Raw genomic sequence first — 17,983 nt, forward strand, 5'->3', positions numbered from 1 at the left:
TCCGTCATCGTTCCGTCCGTCCAATCTCCGCCAAGCATGCTCAAGCTTCACGATTTTTGCAACAGAGCCGGCGATTGGTCCATGGCGAAACGGCCGACCTTGCGCCGACCGGCTTCGGGCAACAGGTCCGCGAAGCCATGGACCAGCGCCGCGAGCATCATATCGAACAGCGCGACGCTACGCGCAACAGGGACGGCCGCATCTTCTACCGGCGCAATCTTCTCGCCACCCTGCGCGAGCGGGAAGTTGCGCGCGCCGGTGCGGAGATGGCCGAGGGCAAGGCGCTGCCGTTCCGCGCCGCCAAGGATGGTGAGAGTGTCAGCGGCAAGTTCACCGGGACTGTCCAGCTAACGAGCGGCAAGTTCGCCATCGTGGAAAAGAGCCACGAGTTCACCCTTGTCCCGTGGCGGCCGATCATCGACCGCCAGCTCGGCCGCGAGGTCGCGGGTATCATGCAGGGCGGTTCGGTGTCGTGGCAGTTAGGGCGGCAGCGGGGGTTGGGGCTATAGGAGCCAACGATACCGCATTGCAACGCAACAACTAATTCGATAAGAGCTGCTATTCAATTTCGTAATCGTGGAGCCATCAGCATGGGAAATTCCAAGTCAGCAGACAAGTAAGCCGCAACATCAGAATTGTTGTTGCGGCGCTCTGTAAGACCAATCCCATCTGATTGCTGACGAGCAGACGCTGCCCGGTATCCTTAATCGAGCGGTTGATTCGTCATGACCACCACACGCCCCGCGTGGGCCTATACGCTGCCGGCAGCCTTGCTGCTTATGGCTCCCTTCGACATCCTCGCGTCGCTGGCGATGGATATTTATCTTCCAGTCGTTCCGGCGATGCCGGGCGTCCTGAACACGACTCCATCCATAATCCAACTCACGTTGAGCTTCTACATGGTGATGCTCGGTGTGGGCCAAGTGATCTTTGGGCCACTCTCCGATCGCGTCGGGCGACGGCCGATCCTGCTTGTAGGCGCAACGGCTTTCGTTGCTGCGTCTCTGGGAGCGGCTTGTTCTTCAACTGCATTAGCCTTTGTTGCGTTTCGTCTGGTTCAGGCAGTTGGAGCATCGGCCATGCTGGTGGCCACCTTCGCGACCGTGCGCGACGTATATGCCAATCGTCCCGAAGGTGCCGTCATCTACGGCCTTTTCAGTTCGATGCTGGCGTTCGTGCCTGCGCTCGGCCCTATAGCCGGTGCGCTGATCGGCGAGTTTTGGGGATGGCAGGCGATCTTCATCACACTGGCTGCACTGGCTTCGCTCGCACTCTTAAACGCCAGTTTCAGGTGGCATGAAACCCGACCGTTGGATCAGGCCAGAACGCAACGATCTGTTTTGCCGATCTTCGCGAGTCCGGCCTTTTGGGTTTACACAGGCGGATTTAGTGCCGGCATGGGCACATTCTTCGTTTTCTTCTCGACAGCCCCCCGTGTTCTCATAGGCCAAGCCGGCTATTCCGAGATCGGATTTAGCTTGGCCTTCGCGACTGTCGCGCTGGTCATGGTCACGACAACCCGCTTCGCAAAGTCCTTCGTTGCCAAATGGGGTATCGCGGGATGCGTAGCGCGCGGGATGGCGTTGCTCGTTTCCGGCGCGATCCTGTTGGGGATCGGCCAACTTTTCGGATCGCCGTCATTTTTCAGCTTCATCCTGCCGATGTGGGTTGTCGCGGTCGGCATTGTCTTCACGGTGTCCGTTACCGCCAACGGCGCACTTGCGCAGTTCGACGACATCGCTGGATCAGCGGTTGCGTTCTACTTCTGCATCCAAAGCCTGATAGTCAGTATCGTCGGGACATTGGCGGTGACGCTGTTAAACGGCGATACAGCGTGGCCCGTGATTTGTTACGCCACGGCAATGGCAGTGCTGGTGTCGTTGGGGCTGGCGCTCCTTCGATCCCGTGATGCTGCCACCGAGAAGTCGCCAGTCGTCTAGCCGACGACTGGAAGCAAGCCCGCTCCGATGCGGCGCAATAATCATCGAAACCTTGTGAATGGCGGTATCCTGTCCGGCAAGATACCGCTCATTTCCCTTGTCCCGTGGCGGCCGGTCATCGACCGCCAGCTCGGCCGTGAGGTCATCGGCATCGTGCAAAGCGGATCGGTGTCGTGGCAGTTGGGGCGGCAAAGGGGCATAAGCCTCTAATCTGTTGTAGATGAACGCAGCCGCTCGAAACCAGCGATGAGGCTGTCGAGTCCGAAGTTGAACGCAGCATCCATGCCGTCTGTTTCCAACTCGTGAAACAGATCGTGCAGGAAGGACGACGGTGCTTGCTCGGACACATCTGGCCTGTCCGGAACTCTCTCATCGGCATCAGATGCCTGCTGCTCGAGAACGGAACCGACCACATAGTGACTGACCGCCCGGAGCGCCCAAACAGCGTGCTTCGGACCAAAGCCCGCCGCGCAGAGAAAGCGTATTTGTGTCTCGGCAGCGCCAAAATTCGGTTCTGTCGGTCGAGTGCCGGCATGGATGCGCGCCCCGTCGCGATAATAGAGCAACGCCGTTCTGAAACTCTGGGCGTTCTCTTTCAGGAATAGCCGCCAGTCTTCGTTCTCTTCGGGTAGCGAGCGGGTGTGGCGTTCCGTCAGCATTGCCTCGGCCAGTGCGTCAAGCAGCGCGCGCTTGTTCTGGAAATGCCAGTAAAGCGCAGGCTGCTGAACCTTGAGGCGTTCAGCGAGCTTTCGCGTCGTCAGGTTGTCCATGCCAACCTCGTTCAGCAGCTCCAGCGCCGCTGCGATCACGGTGCCCTTGTCCAGTTTGGTCATTCACGTTCCTTCGCCAACGCTTGACAATTTATCACCGATAAGTTCTATGTCCATGTCCTTATCATTGATAAAGTCGCTCGCATTGAGCGGCGCTGGAGTTTCAGGTGCGCAGCTCTGCCATCATCGCCCTGCTGATCGTCAGTCTCGACGCCATGGGACTCGGCCTCATCATGCCGGTCCTTCCGACGCTTCTGCGCGAGCTTGTGCCGGCGGAGCAGGTCGCTGGTCACTATGGTGCTTTGCTGTCACTCTATGCGTTGATGCAGGTCATCTTCGCGCCCGTGCTTGGACAATTTTCAGATGCTTACGGTCGGCGTCCGGTGCTTCTGGCTTCCCTTGCGGGGGCCGCAGTCGATTACACGATTATGGCATCAGCGCCGGTCTTATGGGTGCTCTATATCGGCCGGCTCGTCTCCGGCATCACGGGCGCAACCGGAGCTGTAGCTGCCTCAACCATTGCGGATTCGACGGGGGAAGGTTCTCGCGCACGCTGGTTCGGCCACATGGGGGCCTGTTATGGGGCAGGCATGATTGCCGGGCCAGCACTTGGTGGTATGCTCGGTGGTATTTCTGCCCATGCTCCGTTTATCGCCGCTGCCCTTCTCAACGGCTTCGCGTTCCTGCTAGCCTGCATTTTCCTCAGGGAGACTCGTCGCGGCGATGGCGAGACCGGAAAGCCGGTTCGCATCAAACCATTCGTTCTGTTCCGGCTGGATGATGCATTGCGCGGGCTAGTGGCCCTTTTCGCAGTTTTCTTCATTATTCAACTGATCGGCCAGGTCCCTGCGGCCCTATGGGTCATATATGGCGAGGATCGTTTTCAGTGGAACACCACGACCGTTGGCTTGTCGCTCGCGGCGTTTGGAGCAACACACGCGATTTTTCAGGCGTTTGTTACCGGCCCTCTTTCAAGCCGGCTTGGAGAACGGCGCACGCTACTGTTTGGCATGGCTGCGGATGCGACTGGCTTCATTCTTCTGGCTTTTGCCACGCAGGGATGGATGGTGTTCCCGATTTTGTTGCTGCTTGCCGCCGGAGGTGTTGGCATGCCGGCCTTGCAGGCAATGCTTTCAAACAATGTCAGCAGTAACAAGCAAGGAGCTTTACAGGGAACGCTTACAAGCCTCACCAATCTAAGCTCTATCGCGGGACCGCTTGGCTTCACGGCACTCTATTCTGCCACCGTAGGAGCATGGAACGGTTGGGTTTGGATTTTCGGCGCGATCCTCTATTTAATATGTCTGCCAATACTACGCAGACCTTTCGCAACTTCATTGTGATTGAGTCATGGCGAATTGGTATGCGTAGACTTACGAGAAATGACGGATTAAATCCGTTGAGCAATCATCTCCTTTCGGGGCGAGTGCCAATGATGACCTTAGTTCACACTCTCGCTGTCGCCGAATATCTCAACTTCCGTCACGCCGCCAATGCGCTCGGCGTTGCACAGTCCAGCGTCAGCGCCCGCGTGAAGGCACTGGAAGAAGACCTCGGCATCCTCTTGTTCGAGCGTCATGCACGCGGCGTTCGGCTGACCGAGGCCGGACGCCATTTCGTCGAGCGGATAGCCGTAGGTATTGACCAACTCGACCATGCGGTGAAAACCGCCGGCATGGCGGCAGCCGGAGAAAGCGGCCGGCTTCGTATCGGTATCCATGCCCTGATTCCGCATAGCTTCCTCGCAAAGCTGATCGGCCAATACCGCAAGGATCACCCCGATGTTGAAGTCGAGATCGCCGAAGGCCCGGCCCGTGAAGCGGTGGTGCAGCTTCGCGCCGGCAGGTTGGACGTGGCGTTCGTCGCGGGCACGCCCCAACCACCCGACTGCCATTCCCGTCGCACATGGACCGAACCGCTCTTGGCGGTGCTACCGGAACGGCATCCGCTCGCCAAGCGGTCAGCCGTCACATGGCCCGATCTGGCAGGCGAGACGTTCCTTGTCCGGCATGGCGGCACTGGACCGCAGGTTCATAGCCATATCATGCTACGCCATGCCGAGCGCTGGCCTGCGCCGTCGATCCTGCGCTTCGACGTGGGGCGTGGCACCCTTTTGTCCTTGGTCGGACAGGGCTTCGGCATCACCATCGTCGGCGCGGCCACGGCGCTGTTGCCGACAAACGGCATTGTCTTCTTGCCCTTCGCCGACGAGCCGGAGCCGGTCGCCTTCTCGGCTGTCTGGTCGCCGTCCAACCGCAGCGCGGCGCTTCGTAACCTGCTCAGCCTCGCCAACGACATGGGCCGGCAGGTCTGCACGAATTCAGTACTGCCACGGATAGCGAGGGCGTGAGCCGAAGTGGTCGCGGAAGCACCGTCCGGGACTGTTATTGCCATCGCCGGAAAGCGACACTTGCATTAACGCCGCCAAAGCCGAATCCGTTGGAAATGGCATGTTCCATGAGAACAGGCCGTGCAGATTGGCGAACCAGATCGATACCTACGGCAATAGGATCGGGGCTCTCCAAATTTCTAGTTGGGGGAGCGATTTGATCCCGTAAGGCGAGTATCGTGAAGATCGCCTCAATGCCGCCAGCGGCACCGAGTAAGTGCCCCGTCGCTGACTTCGTGGCGCTTACAGCTACATCATGATCGCCAAAAACGGATTTTATCGCGGCTATTTCTCCTCGATCCCCTACGGGGGTGGAGGTTGAATGAGCGTTCAGATGTTGAACATCGTTGGGCTTCAAACCGGCACTTTGTAGCGCGATTTTCATTGCACGGGCCGCGCCTCGACCGTCCTCTGGACCGGCAGTCACATGGTGTGCATCAGCGCTTGTGCCGTATCCTACCAATTCGGCTATGGGTTTGGCACCCCGAGCAAGGGCATGTTCCAATTCTTCTATGACGATCAGACCCGCCCCTTCGGACATTACGAAACCATCGCGCTCGGTGTCGAACGGCCTTGACGCCATTTCAGGTGTAGTATTGTAGCCGGTAGATAGTGCTCGCGCGGCAGCAAATGCCCCGAGACTAACCTTGTCAATGCACGCTTCTGCTCCACCGCACAGAGCGATATCGGCTTCGTTGGAGCGTATCAGCCGCGCGGCGTCTCCGATGGCCTGAACGCTCGCAGCGCAGGCGGTTACAGGCGTGCCAATTGGGCCTGTAAATCCATGCCTGATGGTAACGTGTCCTGCTGCAAGGTTGGCAAGAAACGACGGCACGGTAAACGGTGAGAGCCTCCGTGCTCCCCGTGTATCCGTTATGCGAACTGCCGAAGCGATAGCAGGAAACCCGCCTATACCAGAGGCGATAATTGTCGCCGTGCGCTCACGTTCGTAGTCGCTCGTGGGATGCCATCCTGCCGTTTCAAGAGCCTCCTTCGCGGCCGCAAGTGCAAACAGAATGAAGCGATCCATTTTTCGTTGATCCTTTGTGTCAACGATTAAATCTGGATCAAAACCGGCTTCGGAATCTTCAATCAGGCTGGGAACGATTCCCCCGATTTTCACCGGTAGATCATTGGAGATTTCATCAGGCAAATTCCTGATTCCCGATTTCCCGTCGAGGAGTCTTTTCCAGCTTATTTCAGTGCCAGAACCAAGGGGGCCAACTAAACCCATGCCGGTTACAACAATTCGGCGCATTGGATTATTCCGTTTCTTTTTCTGAGCTTATTCGCTTCATGCGATTTATGACGCGCATCGTTTCCTCTGTTGCGGCGGGGCCTGCCAGAAGAACGGTGTTTTCGGGAGTGATTGCTTCTCCTGTATTCGCGTCGATGATAACGGCGGTCCTCTCCTGTCCGGTTTTCTTGTCACCAAGGCGCATGGCTATTTCATTGGGCGCAAGGTTCCGGTTCCCCCATGCGAACAGGGCGATTGCTACCGGATAGAAATCTCGCCCCTTGTCGGTAAGGACGTATTCAAATCGAGGCGGATGATCATTGTATCGTTGCCTTTCAAACAGTCCTTCCGCCGTGAGATGCTTCAATCGCCTCGCCAAAATGTTCGCGGAAATACCGAGATTCTTCTCGAATTCATCGAATTTGCTAAGCCCTTGGAAGGCGTCTCGCAGGATCAGGATGCTCCACCAGTCACCGACGCTTTCCAGCGCTCGGGCTGCGGGACACTCGAATGACAGAAAGCTTGTTCGTTGCATGACACATCCATAATGGTTTAACTTCCATCATGCAAGTCACCTATGCGCAGTAGGCGACATAGTAGGAGGGGTAATCCAATGCGTCATTCTAAGGGAGCCAAGCACCTGCGTCTGCTACGGCGTGGAACAAAGCACTGTAGTGGCATTTGAGCGATGCGGCGGCGATCAGCACCGATGGATGGTTGCCCATGGGGTATGCCGACCACGCTCGGATCGCGTATCCCCCTCGCATCGCTGATCCAGACACTCGCCGTCGCCGAATATCTGAACTTCCGCCACGCCGCCAATGCGCTCGGCGTGGCGCAATCCAGCGTCAGCGCCCGCGTGAAGGCGCTGGAAGAAGACCTTGGTATCCTTCTGTTCGAGCGTCACGCGCGCGGCGTCCGACTGACCGAGGCCGGACACCACTTCGTCGAGCGGATAGCGGCCGGCGTCGATCAACTGGACCATGCAGTGAAGACCGCCGGCATGGCGGCAGCGGGAGAAAGCGGCCGGCTTCGTATCGGTATCCATGCCCTGATCCCGCACAGCTTCCTCGCAAAGCTGATCGGCCAATACCGCGAGGACCATCCCGGCGTTGAAGTCGAGATGACGGAAGGGACAGCTCGCGAAGCGGTGATGCAGCTTCGCGCCGACCGGCTGGACGTGGTGTTTGTCGCGGGCACGCCCGAGCTGCCAGACTGCCACACCCACCCGATCTGGACCGAACAGTTGGTTGCCGTGCTGCCGGATGGGCATCCACTCGCCGGGCAGTCGGCCGTCACATGGGCCGATCTGGCAGGCGAGACGTTTCTTGTCCGGCATGGCGGCACAGGTCCGCAGGTTCATAGCCATATCGTGCTGCGCCATGCCGGGCGCTGGCCCGCGCCGTCAATCCTGCGCTTCGACGTGGGGCGTGGCGCGCTGCTGTCCATGGTCGGACAGGGCTTCGGCATCACCATCGTCGGAGCAGCTACGGCGCTGCTGCCCACGTCCGGCATCGTCTTCCTGCCTTTCGCCGATGAGCCAGAGCCGGTTGCGTTCACCGCCGTCTGGTCGCCGTTCAATCGCAGCGCCACCCTGAAAAACCTGCTCAACCTTGCAAACAATATGAGGCGTTGCGGCGATTCGCCCGGCCAGTTGCGCAGCGGCGATCACCCGGCCGGATGGCGGTGAACGCAACCCGTCCTATTTGCCGCCGATAGTATCCGGTAGCCCTCCCGCACCCCCTTTCCTGTTGCCTGTCCGGTTTTGCCTACTCTCTGATCGGCTCCGTTTCTTTTGCCGACTGGAGCCTGCATTGCGCGGAGGCCGAATCCTTTGGGGTCAAATCGCTGTCGTCTTCACCATCGTTCTGGTGATGGTGTGGGCAGCGACGCAATGGACGGCGTTCCGCCTCCGCTTCCAGCTCCAGCTTGGCAATCCGTGGTTCGAGCTGGCGGGCTGGCCGGTCTATTATCCGCCGGCCTTCTTCTGGTGGTGGTTTTCGTTTGACGCCTATGCGCCCGCAATCTTCGTCGAAGGTGCCATCATCGCGGCGTCCGGCGGTTTCATCGCCATCGCCGCCGCCATCCTCATGTCGATCATCCGGGCACGGGAGGCGCGCAACGTCGCCACCTATGGTTCGGCGCGATGGGCGGAGGATCGCGAAATCCGCGCCGCCGGTCTGCTCGGCCCCGATGGCGTGGTGCTCGGCAGATACGACCGGCACTATCTGCGCCATGACGGGCCGGAGCATGTGTTGTGCTTCGCCCCGACTCGCAGCGGCAAAGGTGTCGGGCTGGTGGTACCGACGCTGCTGACATGGCCGGGAAGCTGCATTGTCCACGACATCAAGGGCGAGAACTGGACTCTGACGGCCGGCTTTCGCGCCCAGCATGGCCGCGTCCTGCTGTTCGATCCCACGAACGCCAGATCGTCCGCCTACAATCCGCTGCTCGAAGTGCGGCAGGGGGAATGGGAAGTCCGCGACGTGCAGAACATCGCGGATATTCTGGTCGATCCCGAAGGCAGTCTCGACAAGCGCAACCATTGGGAAAAGACCAGCCATTCGCTGCTGGTCGGCGCGATCCTGCATGTTCTCTATGCGGAGAAGGACAAGACCTTGGCGGGCGTCGCCAACTTCCTGTCCGATCCCCGCCGTCCGGTCGAGGCGACCTTGCGCGCCATGATGGATACGCCGCATCTCGGCGAGGCGGGCGTTCATCCCGTCATCGCGTCGTCGGCCCGCGAGCTGTTGAACAAATCCGAGAACGAACGGTCGGGCGTGCTCTCCACCGCCATGTCGTTTCTCGGCCTCTACCGCGATCCCGTGGTGGCGCGGGTGACGGCGCGATGCGACTGGCGCATTGCCGATCTGGTCGGCAGCCGCCAGCCCGTCACGCTCTACCTTGTCGTGCCGCCGTCCGACATAAACCGCACAAAGCCGCTTATCCGCCTGATCCTCAACCAGATCGGCAGGCGGTTGACCGAGGAATTGACCACCTCCGGCAAGCGCCATCGGCTGCTATTGATGCTGGACGAGTTTCCGGCGCTCGGCCGGCTCGATTTCTTTGAATCGGCGCTCGCCTTCATGGCGGGCTACGGAATCAAAGGCTTCCTGATCGCGCAGAGCCTCAACCAGATCGAGCGCGCCTATGGCCCGAACAACGCGATCCTCGACAACTGCCACGTCCGCGTCAGCTTCGCCACGAACGACGAAAGGACGGCGAAGCGTGTTTCAGACGCATTAGGCACGGCGACCGAGCTGCGCGACTCCACCAACTACGCAGGGCACCGCCTAGCCCCGTGGTTAGGTCACTTGATGGTGTCGCGGCAGGAGACGGCCCGGCCGCTGCTCACGCCGGGCGAAATCATGCAGCTTCCACCCACCGACGAAATCGTCATGGTCGCGGGCACGCCGCCGATCCGCGCCATCAAGGCGCGCTATTTCGAGGATGCGCGATTGCAGGAACGCATCCTGACCCCGCCCGATCTGGTCGCCGCTCCGCTGGTGCCCAGCCCATCCGCCGATGATTGGTCCGGCCGCGTGGTCGCGGCGGAAAGCCGTTCCGCGACGTGCGGAAGCGAGGCCGAAGGCGATCCGGCCAATGCGGGCATCCGCCGCGAGCCGGAATTGCCCGAGCATGAGGAAATCGTCGCCCCGCCGCCATCCCCCGAACAGGAGTTCGAGTTTCTGGACGACGAGCCGGACGTTGACGCGGCCAAGGCCCGCGCCATGCGCCAGCGCATGAGGATGGTGGCGCGGCAGGTGGCGATGAACCCCGATGATGGAATCGACCTTTGAGGATACGCCCATGGCAACCAGAACCCGCCTGAATCTCTATTTCGACCCCGCGCTCATTCCACAGATCGAGGCGATGGCGCTGCGCCGCTCGGTGGCGCTGCGCCGCAATGTCTCGAAATCCGCCATCGTTGAGGCGGCGGTCATGTCCTACCTGTCCGGCGATTCCGCCGACCAGCTTGAAGCCGCCATGTCGCGCCGCTTGGACAAGCTCGGCCGCCAGATCGACACGCTCGACCTAGATCTCGCCGTCCTTGGCGAGGCGGTCGCGCAGTTCATCCATTTCTGGATGACCCTCACGCCGCCGCTTACGGGAGCCGCACAATCCGCTGCCCGCGCCAAAGGCGCGGAGCGCTTTGAGGGCTTCATGCAGAATCTCGGACGGCGTCTGGCGACGGGCGACAGGTTCCTCAAAGAGCTGTCGCGTGACCTCGACTCACTTCCCGACGATCCGTTGCCGGACGAGTCCGAGAGCAACGGCGATCAAGAATAAGTATTCGGACCCATCCTATTTACCGCCGTTCGCCGCCGATCACCGCACGCAGCTAGATACTTGTTGAACCGGCCAGATTTCGGCCTCTCTTAATCGACCCCGATCCGGGGATGGCCTGTCGCGTCCCCGCAAGAAGCCGGGGCCGACATGACCACCAACCACCAAAGACCGGAAGCCATTGCGCGCGGCGCACGCATGTTGCGCACCGCGCTCGGCCCCGCCATTGCCCGGCTGCTCGAAGACCCGGCCGTGGTCGAGGTGATGTTGAACCCGGACGGGCGGTTGTGGATCGACCGCCTGTCCGAAGGGCTTTCCGATACGGGCGAGCGCCTGTCCGCCGCCGATGGCGAACGCATCGTTCGGCTGGTCGCGCATCATGTCGGCGCGGAGGTTCATGCCCGCAGCCCGCGCATCTCGGCCGAGCTGCCGGAGTCTGGCGAAAGATTCGAGGGCCTGCTGCCACCCGTGGTCGCCGCCCCGACCTTCGCCATCCGCAAGCCCGCCGTCGCCGTGTTCAGCCTCGACGACTATGTGGCGGCGGGGATCATGTCCACCGATCAGGCCGCGACGTTACGCGCGGCCGTTTCCTCCCGCGCAAATATCCTCGTGGCGGGCGGCACCAGCACCGGCAAGACCACGCTGACCAATGCGCTGCTCGCCGAGGTGGCGAAGACGGCGGATCGCGTCGTCATCATCGAGGATACGCGCGAGCTGCAATGCGCCGCGCCCAATCTAGTGGCGATGCGGACGAAAGACGGCGTGGCGACGCTTTCCGATCTGGTGCGTTCCTCGCTGCGCCTGCGCCCCGACCGCATCCCCATCGGCGAGGTGCGCGGATCGGAAGCCCTCGACCTCCTGAAAGCGTGGGGAACGGGACACCCCGGCGGCATCGGCACCATCCATGCAGGCACCGGCATCGGTGCGCTCCGTCGCCTTGAACAGCTCATCCAAGAGGCTGTCGTCACCGTCCCGCGCGCCCTGATCGCCGAGACAATCGACCTTGTTGCTGTCCTTTCCGGGCGCGGTTCCGCGCGCCGGCTTGCCGAGCTTGCCCGCGTCGAAGGGCTGGGGCCGGACGGCGACTACCGCATCACCCCCGCAATCCAAACCAGCACAGGAGAATCTTCATGATCCGCACGATTTCGCGCGGCTATCGCTTCGCCGCGACCGCCGCATCCACCCTTGCTATCAGCTTCATGCTCGCCCCGGCCGCCCATGCGTCGGGATCGTCGATGCCGTGGGAGCAACCGCTTCAGCAAATCCTTCAGTCCATTGAGGGACCCGTCGCAAAAATTATCGCGGTGATAATTATCATCGCCACCGGCCTGACCCTCGCGTTCGGGGACACCAGCGGCGGCTTTCGCCGTCTGATCCAGATCGTGTTCGGCCTGTCGATTGCTTTCGCCGCGTCGAGCTTCTTCCTGTCGTTCTTCTCGTTCGGCGGCGGGGCGCTCGTTTGATGGCCGTCGCGTTCGAGCAACTGGACGCCGTGCCGGGCTTCACGGTCCCGGTTCACCGGGCGCTGACCGAACATATCCTGCTCGGCGGCGCTCCGCGCGCCATCGCCATCATGAACGGAACGCTGGCCGGAGCCGTGGGCCTCGGCCTGCGCCTCTGGCTGATCGGCATCGCCATCTGGGCAATCGGCCACTTCGCGGCCGTATGGGCGGCAAAGCGCGATCCCCTCTTTGTCGAGGTCGGGCGGCGGCATCTCCGCATCCCCGGTCATTTGGCGGTTTGAGGGTGCAGCCATGATGAACCTTTCCGAATTCCGCCGCACCGCCGCGCGCCTCTCTGATTATCTGCCATGGGCCGCGCTGGTCGGTCAGGGCGTTGTGCTCAACAAGGACGGCAGTTTCCAGAGGACGGCGAAGTTTCGCGGTCCCGATCTGGATTCCGCCGTCGCGGCCGAGCTAGTCGCCGTCGCCGGCCGCATCAACAATGCCGTGCGCCGCCTCGGCTCCGGCTGGAGCATCTTCGTCGAGGCGCAGCGCAGCGAAGCCGCCACCTATCCCGACAGCACCTTTCCCGATCCCGCGTCGGCGCTGGTCGATGCCGAGCGTAAGGCCGGTTTCGAGGAAGCGGGCGCGCATTTCGTGTCCGGCTACTTCCTCACCTTCCTCTGGCTGCCCCCGGCCGAGGAAGCCGCCCGCACTGAGGCATGGCTCTACGAGGGCCGGGAGAAAACGGGGGTGGACCCGTGGGAAGTCCTGCGCGGCTTCATCGACCGCACCGACCGCGTGCTGGCCTTGCTTGACGGCTTCATGCCCGAGTGCCGTTGGATGGATGACGGCGCGACGCTGACCTATCTCCATTCCACCATCTCGACCAACCGGCATCGTGTGCGCGTGCCCGAGGTGCCCATGCACCTCGACGCGCTGCTCGCCGACCAGCCCTTGACCGGCGGGCTGGAGCCGCGCCTTGGCGACGCGCATCTGCGCGTGCTGACCATCGTGGGATTCCCGACCGCGACGACGCCGGGCCTGCTCGACGAAATGAACCGGCTGCCGTTCCCATATCGGTGGAGCACCCGCGCGATCCTGCTCGACAAGACCGATGCAACCCGGCTGCTGACCCGCATCCGTCGCCAATGGTTCGCCAAGCGCAAGAGCGTCGCCGCGATCTTGAAAGAGGTCATGACAAACGAGGCGTCCGCGCTTGTGGACACCGACGCCGCCAACAAGGCGCTCGACGCCGACATGGCGTTGCAGGAGCTTGGGGCGGACGTGGCGGGCATGGCCTACGTCACGGCGACCGTCACCGTATGGGATGCCGACCCGCGCCTTGCCGACGAGAAGCTGCGCCTGGTCGAGAAGATCGTTCAGGGCCGCGACTTCACCGCCATGCCCGAGAGCGTCAACGCGGTTGATGCATGGCTCGGCAGCCTGCCCGGACACGCCTACGCGAATGTCCGTCAGCCGCCCATCAGCACTTTGAATCTCGCCCACATGATCCCGCTATCGGCGGTGTGGGCGGGGCCGGAACGGGACGAGCATTTCGGTGCGCCCCCTTTGCTCTTTGGAAAGACCGAAGGCTCAACCCCGTTCCGGCTAAGCCTCCATGTCGGCGACGTAGGCCATACCCTTGTCGTCGGCCCCACTGGCGCGGGCAAATCCGTGCTGCTCGCCCTCATGGCCTTACAGTTCCGGCGCTATGAGGCCAGCCAAGTCTTTGCCTTCGACTTCGGCGGTTCGATCCGCGCCGCATCGCTCGCCATGGGCGGCGACTGGCACGATTTGGGCGGCGGCCTCACGGAAGGGGCCGAGACGTCCGTTTCGCTCCAGCCGCTTGCCCGCATCCACGATACCTATGAACGCGCATGGGCGGCGGACTGGATCGCCGCCATCCTCATGCGCGAGGGGCTAACCATCACGCCCGAGGTCAAAGAGTATCTTTGGACGGCGCTGACTTCGCTGGCCTCGGCCCCCGTCGAGGAACGCACCATCACCGGCCTTGCCGTGCTGCTGCAATCCAACGATCTGAAACAGGCGCTCCGGCCGTTCTGCGTCGGTGGGGCCTATGGCCGGTTACTCGACGCCGAGACAGAGCATTTGGGATCGGCGGACGTGCAGGCGTTCGAGATCGAGGGGCTGGTCGGGACCGGCGCGGCTCCGGCCGTGCTCGCCTACCTGTTCCATCGGATCGGCGACCGGCTCGACGGGCGGCCGACGCTTCTCATCATCGATGAAGGCTGGCTCGCGCTGGACGACGAGGGTTTCGCCGGCCAGCTCCGCGAATGGTTGAAAACGCTGCGCAAGAAGAACACCAGCGTCATCTTCGCCACGCAAAGCCTGTCCGACATTGACGGGAGCAACATCGCGCCCGCCATCATCGAGAGCTGCCCGACGCGGCTCTTGCTGCCGAACGAGCGCGCCATCGAGCCGCAGATCACGGCCATCTATCGCCGCTTCGGCCTCAATGACAGGCAGATCGAAATCCTCGCAAGGGCCACGCCCAAGCGGGATTATTACTGCCAAAGCCGCAGGGGCAATCGCCTGTTCGAGCTTGGCCTGTCCGAAGTCGGCCTCGCGCTCTGCGCCGCATCCGCCAAATCCGACCAGACGCTCATCGCGCAGATTGTCGCCGAACACGGCCGCGATGGCTTCCTCGCCGCATGGCTACAGGCGCGCGGCGTCGATTGGGCTGCCGACCTGATCCCGAACCTCACCAATCTCGCCGACCGACCGGAATCCGCCGCGCCGGCCGCGCCGGATATCCACCCCACACAGGAGATTCTTCCATGACCTATTCCAAGATCGTCGGGGCCTCGGCCCTCGCGCTGGCGCTCGCCGTGCCCGTCGCGTTGTCGCCTATGCTGGCAAGCCCGGCCCATGCGCAATTCGGTTTCGGCCGCATCGTCTATGACCCGTCCAACTATGCGCAGAACGTGCTCACGGCAGCGCGCACTCTGGAGCAGATCAACAACCAGATCACCAGCCTCCAGAACGAGGCGCAAATGCTCATCAATCAGGCCCGCAATCTGGCGAGCCTGCCGTATTCCTCGCTCCAGCAGCTCCAGCAGAACGTCCAGCGCACGCAGCAGCTTCTCGGCCAAGCGCAGAACATCGCGTTCGAGGTCGGGCAGATCGACCAAGCGTTCCAGCAGCAATATGGCAACGTCTCGCTTTCGGCGACCGAAGCCCAGCTTGTCGCCGATGCGCGCGGCCGCTGGGAGAATACCGTTGGCGGCTTGCAGGACGCGATGCGCGTTCAGGCGGGTGCGGTCGGCAACATCGACAGCAACCGCGCCGAGATGGCCGCGCTTGTCGGCCAGAGTCAGGGCGCGACCGGGGCATTGCAGGCGACGCAGGCCGGCAACCAGCTTCTCGCGCTCCAGTCGCAGCAGCTTTCCGACCTAATCGCGGTCATCTCGGCAAACGGCCGCGCCGACGCGCTGACCGAGGCAGAGCGCGCGACCGCCGCCGAGCAGGGCCGCATCCAGCGCGAACGGTTCCTGACGCCGGGCAGCGGATACCAGCCCGGCAACGCGCAGATGTTCAACGGCAACAACTGACGGGAGGCTCGCCATGGACGGCAAGATGCTGGCCCGGCTCGGGGCCGTGGTGTTCATCGCCATCGCCGTCACGGCGACCGCAATCGACATGGCGCGGAAGGACGAACCTTCCGTGCTACCCCCGGCGTCGGCCTTCCAGCCACCGGCCGATCCCCTGCGCGAAACCCTGCGCCGTTGCCAGCAGCTCGGCGAGGCGGCGGCGAGTGACACCGACTGCCTCGCCGCATGGGCTGAATCCCGCGACCGCTTCCTCGGCCGTGACCGCAGCGAGGCGCGCTGACCATGGGCAACACGGGCGTCATCGACAATTTTCTCGGCGTATTCACCTCCTACATCGACAGCGGTTTCGGGCTGCTCGGCGGCGAGGTCGCCTTCATCGCCACGACGCTCATCGTCATCGACGTGACGCTTGCCGCGCTCTTTTGGGCATGGGGCGCGGATGACGACATTATCGCGCGGCTGGTCAAGAAGACCCTGTTTGTCGGTGTCTTCGCCTACATCATTTCAAACTGGAACAACCTCGCCCGCATCGTCTTCGAGAGCTTCGCCGGCCTCGGCCTCATGGCGTCGGGTACCGGCTTTTCCGTTTCCGATCTGATGCGGCCGGGCCGCGTGGCGCAGACCGGCCTTGATGCCGGCCGGCCGCTGCTCGATTCCATTTCCGACCTGATGGGCTGGATCGCCTTCTTCGAGAATTTCATTCAGATCGCGTGCCTGCTGTTCGCGTGGGCGCTTGTGGTGCTCGCGTTTTTCATTTTGGCGATCCAACTTTTCGTGACGCTGATCGAGTTCAAGCTGACCACGCTGGCCGGCTTCGTGCTGATCCCCTTCGGCCTGTTCGGCAAGACCGCGTTCATGGCCGAGAAGGTTTTGGGCAACGTGGTGTCGTCCGGCATCAAGGTCTTGGTGCTCGCCGTCATCATCGGCATAGGCAGCACCTTGTTTTCGCAATTCACGGCCGGTTTCGGCGGGGCAACCCCGACCATCGACGAGGCCATGGCGATTGTGCTTGCCGCGCTGTCTCTGCTCGGCCTCGGCATCTTCGGTCCCGGTATCGCCAACGGCATCGTCTCTGGCGGCCCGCAACTCGGCGCGGGCGCAGCCGTGGGAACCGGCCTTGCGGTCGCAGGTGCAGGCGTCGCCGCTGGCGGCGGGGCCATGCTCGCCGCCAAAGGTGGTGCTGCTGCCCTGTCCGGTGGAGCCGCGGCCGTTCGGGGAGGCGCGACCGCCGCGGGCGCGGCGACCGCTGCCTATAACCTCGGCTCGCTCGGCCAGACCGGAGCGGCGGGCGTTGCCTCCGGCCTCGGCGGTGTCGCCCGAGCGGCAGGCTCGGCCGCCGTCTCGCCGCTCAAGCGCGCAGCCTCCAGCGCAACATCCCAAGCAAGCGAAAGCGTCAAGTCCAGCTTCTCCGCTGGCGCAAAGGCCGGCTTCGGCGCGACTGGCGGCAGCTCGACCATGAGCACGGTCGGCGGCGCGAGCGCCGCCCCGGCCGCCGCGCCGCCGACTTTCCCCGATGGTCCCCCGGCTTGGGCGCAGCGGATGCAGCGCCGGCAGGCCCTCAACCACGGCACCGCCATGACAGCCCATGCCGTCCGCTCCGGCGACAGCCACGGCTCCGGTTCCTCCGTCAACCTTTCCGAAAGTGACCGCTCATGAGCATCTTCAAACGACCCGCAACTCATTACGGCAAATCACCCGAACCCGAGACGCCCTACCAGAAGGCCGCGCAGGCGTGGGACGAGCGCATCGGCTCTGCCCGCGTGCAGGCAAGGAACTGGCGGCTCATGGCCTTCGGCTCCCTGATCCTTTCGGCCGGCTTCGCCTCGGCGCTGGTCTGGCAGTCGGCGCGCGGGACCGTGGTGCCTTGGGTTGTTCAGGTCGATAATCTCGGGCAGGCGCAGACCGTCGCGCCGGCCCTAGCCGACTATCGCCCGACTGACCCGCAAATCGCTTTCCACCTCGGCCGCTTCATCGAGCAGGTCCGCGCGATCCCGGCCGATGCGATCATTGTCCGCCAGAATTGGCTTCGGGCTTATGAGTGGACCACGGATCGAGGCGCGGCTGCCTTGAACGACTACGCCCGCGCCAACGACCCGTTCACCCGCGTCGGCCGTCAGCAGGTCGCCGTCGAGGTCTCGAGCGTCATCCGCGCGTCCCCCAACAGCTTCCGAGTGGCGTGGACCGAACGCCATTTCGAGAACGGCCAACTCTCCACGACCGAACGCTGGACCGCGATCCTGACCATCGTGATCCAGCCGCCTCGCAATGCCGAGCGCCTGCGCGCCAATCCGCTCGGAATCTACGTCAACGCAATTTCGTGGTCGCGGGAGATGAGCCAATGAA

General features: G+C 62.6%; 18 protein-coding genes and 1 pseudogene. 16 read left to right on the forward strand and 3 right to left on the reverse strand.

The features are described 5' to 3' along the window. From ACFPLB_RS03130 to ACFPLB_RS03140, 3 genes and pseudogenes are all read left to right on the forward strand, one after another. A partial coding sequence (locus ACFPLB_RS03130) for a DUF3363 domain-containing protein (RefSeq protein WP_378227836.1) occupies positions 1–509 on the forward strand: 509 nt, incomplete at its 5' end. A 216-nt stretch (positions 510–725) separates the two neighbouring features. Beyond that, positions 726–1,940 carry a chloramphenicol/florfenicol efflux MFS transporter FloR gene (floR, locus tag ACFPLB_RS03135; protein WP_024353488.1) on the forward strand — a complete coding sequence of 405 codons (1,215 nt, stop codon included), beginning with the start codon at positions 726–728 and terminating at the stop codon, positions 1,938–1,940. A 93-nt stretch (positions 1,941–2,033) separates the two neighbouring features. Beyond that, a pseudogene (locus ACFPLB_RS03140) lies at positions 2,034–2,150 on the forward strand (DUF3363 domain-containing protein); the annotation flags it as partial. On the opposite strand, the gene tetR(G) reads toward ACFPLB_RS03140, so the two are convergent. After that, positions 2,147–2,773, reverse strand: coding sequence for a tetracycline resistance transcriptional repressor TetR(G) (tetR(G), locus tag ACFPLB_RS03145; protein ID WP_024353490.1), 627 nt, complete (start codon positions 2,771–2,773; stop codon positions 2,147–2,149). The pseudogene ACFPLB_RS03140 and the gene tetR(G) sit on opposite strands and share 4 nt — an antisense overlap. 104 nt (positions 2,774–2,877) lie before the next feature. Here tetR(G) and tet(G) point away from each other — a divergent pair, with 104 nt between their 5' ends. Both tet(G) and ACFPLB_RS03155 read left to right on the forward strand, forming a co-directional pair. Then, complete coding sequence (tet(G), locus tag ACFPLB_RS03150) at positions 2,878–4,053, forward strand: tetracycline efflux MFS transporter Tet(G) (protein ID WP_378227837.1); 1,176 nt, start codon at positions 2,878–2,880, stop codon at positions 4,051–4,053. An 89-nt stretch (positions 4,054–4,142) separates the two neighbouring features. Beyond that, positions 4,143–5,060, forward strand: a complete 918-nt coding sequence (locus ACFPLB_RS03155; RefSeq protein ID WP_244523093.1) for a LysR family transcriptional regulator — start codon at positions 4,143–4,145, stop codon at positions 5,058–5,060. Positions 5,061–5,094: 34 nt separating this feature from the next. Here ACFPLB_RS03155 and fabF read toward each other — a convergent pair whose 3' ends face one another. Both fabF and ACFPLB_RS03165 read right to left on the reverse strand, forming a co-directional pair. Continuing rightward, entirely contained in the window at positions 5,095–6,357 is a 1,263-nt protein-coding gene (gene fabF / locus ACFPLB_RS03160; protein WP_081650885.1) for a beta-ketoacyl-ACP synthase II, read from the reverse strand. 4 nt (positions 6,358–6,361) lie between these two features. Continuing rightward, complete coding sequence (locus ACFPLB_RS03165; RefSeq protein WP_042061242.1) at positions 6,362–6,871, reverse strand: winged helix-turn-helix transcriptional regulator; 510 nt, start codon at positions 6,869–6,871, stop codon at positions 6,362–6,364. Positions 6,872–7,066: 195 nt separating this feature from the next. Between ACFPLB_RS03165 and ACFPLB_RS03170 the strand changes: the two genes are divergently transcribed. From ACFPLB_RS03170 to trbF, 11 genes are all read left to right on the forward strand, one after another. Beyond that, on the forward strand, positions 7,067–8,026 hold the full coding sequence (locus ACFPLB_RS03170; RefSeq protein WP_035302746.1) for a LysR family transcriptional regulator: 960 nt from the start codon (positions 7,067–7,069) through the stop codon (positions 8,024–8,026). 124 nt (positions 8,027–8,150) lie between these two features. Further along, positions 8,151–10,136 (forward strand): conjugal transfer protein TraG, encoded by a 1,986-nt coding sequence (locus ACFPLB_RS03175; RefSeq protein ID WP_378227838.1) that lies wholly within the window; start codon positions 8,151–8,153, stop codon positions 10,134–10,136. Positions 10,137–10,146: 10 nt separating this feature from the next. Beyond that, on the forward strand, positions 10,147–10,626 hold the full coding sequence (locus ACFPLB_RS03180; RefSeq protein WP_024353496.1) for a hypothetical protein: 480 nt from the start codon (positions 10,147–10,149) through the stop codon (positions 10,624–10,626). A gap of 147 nt (positions 10,627–10,773) precedes the next feature. Further along, positions 10,774–11,757 (forward strand): P-type conjugative transfer ATPase TrbB, encoded by a 984-nt coding sequence (trbB, locus tag ACFPLB_RS03185; protein WP_091517359.1) that lies wholly within the window; start codon positions 10,774–10,776, stop codon positions 11,755–11,757. Continuing rightward, positions 11,754–12,086, forward strand: coding sequence for a TrbC/VirB2 family type IV secretion system protein (locus ACFPLB_RS03190; protein ID WP_024353498.1), 333 nt, complete (start codon positions 11,754–11,756; stop codon positions 12,084–12,086). The genes trbB and ACFPLB_RS03190 overlap by 4 nt, the downstream gene beginning before the upstream one ends. After that, positions 12,086–12,367, forward strand: coding sequence for a VirB3 family type IV secretion system protein (locus ACFPLB_RS03195; RefSeq protein WP_024353499.1), 282 nt, complete (start codon positions 12,086–12,088; stop codon positions 12,365–12,367). The genes ACFPLB_RS03190 and ACFPLB_RS03195 overlap by 1 nt, the downstream gene beginning before the upstream one ends. Before the next feature lie 10 nt (positions 12,368–12,377). After that, the gene (trbE, locus tag ACFPLB_RS03200) at positions 12,378–14,870 is read left to right on the forward strand and encodes a conjugal transfer protein TrbE (RefSeq protein WP_024353500.1); all 2,493 of its coding nucleotides are present in this window, start codon (positions 12,378–12,380) and stop codon (positions 14,868–14,870) included. Continuing rightward, a complete protein-coding gene (trbJ, locus tag ACFPLB_RS03205) occupies positions 14,867–15,640 on the forward strand; it encodes a P-type conjugative transfer protein TrbJ (protein ID WP_024353501.1) in 774 nt (257 codons plus the stop codon). Before trbE ends, trbJ begins: the two co-directional genes overlap by 4 nt. 13 nt (positions 15,641–15,653) lie before the next feature. Beyond that, positions 15,654–15,920, forward strand: coding sequence for a putative entry exclusion protein TrbK-alt (gene trbK-alt / locus ACFPLB_RS03210; RefSeq protein WP_024353502.1), 267 nt, complete (start codon positions 15,654–15,656; stop codon positions 15,918–15,920). 2 nt (positions 15,921–15,922) lie between these two features. Continuing rightward, positions 15,923–17,296 (forward strand): P-type conjugative transfer protein TrbL, encoded by a 1,374-nt coding sequence (trbL, locus tag ACFPLB_RS03215; protein WP_171379984.1) that lies wholly within the window; start codon positions 15,923–15,925, stop codon positions 17,294–17,296. Next, the gene (trbF, locus tag ACFPLB_RS03220) at positions 17,293–17,982 is read left to right on the forward strand and encodes a conjugal transfer protein TrbF (RefSeq protein WP_024353504.1); all 690 of its coding nucleotides are present in this window, start codon (positions 17,293–17,295) and stop codon (positions 17,980–17,982) included. Before trbL ends, trbF begins: the two co-directional genes overlap by 4 nt. Position 17,983: the final 1 nt, after the last annotated feature.

This window comes from Aquamicrobium segne, from assembly GCF_042656785.1.
Classification (GTDB): Bacteria; Pseudomonadota; Alphaproteobacteria; order Rhizobiales; family Rhizobiaceae; genus Mesorhizobium; species Mesorhizobium segne.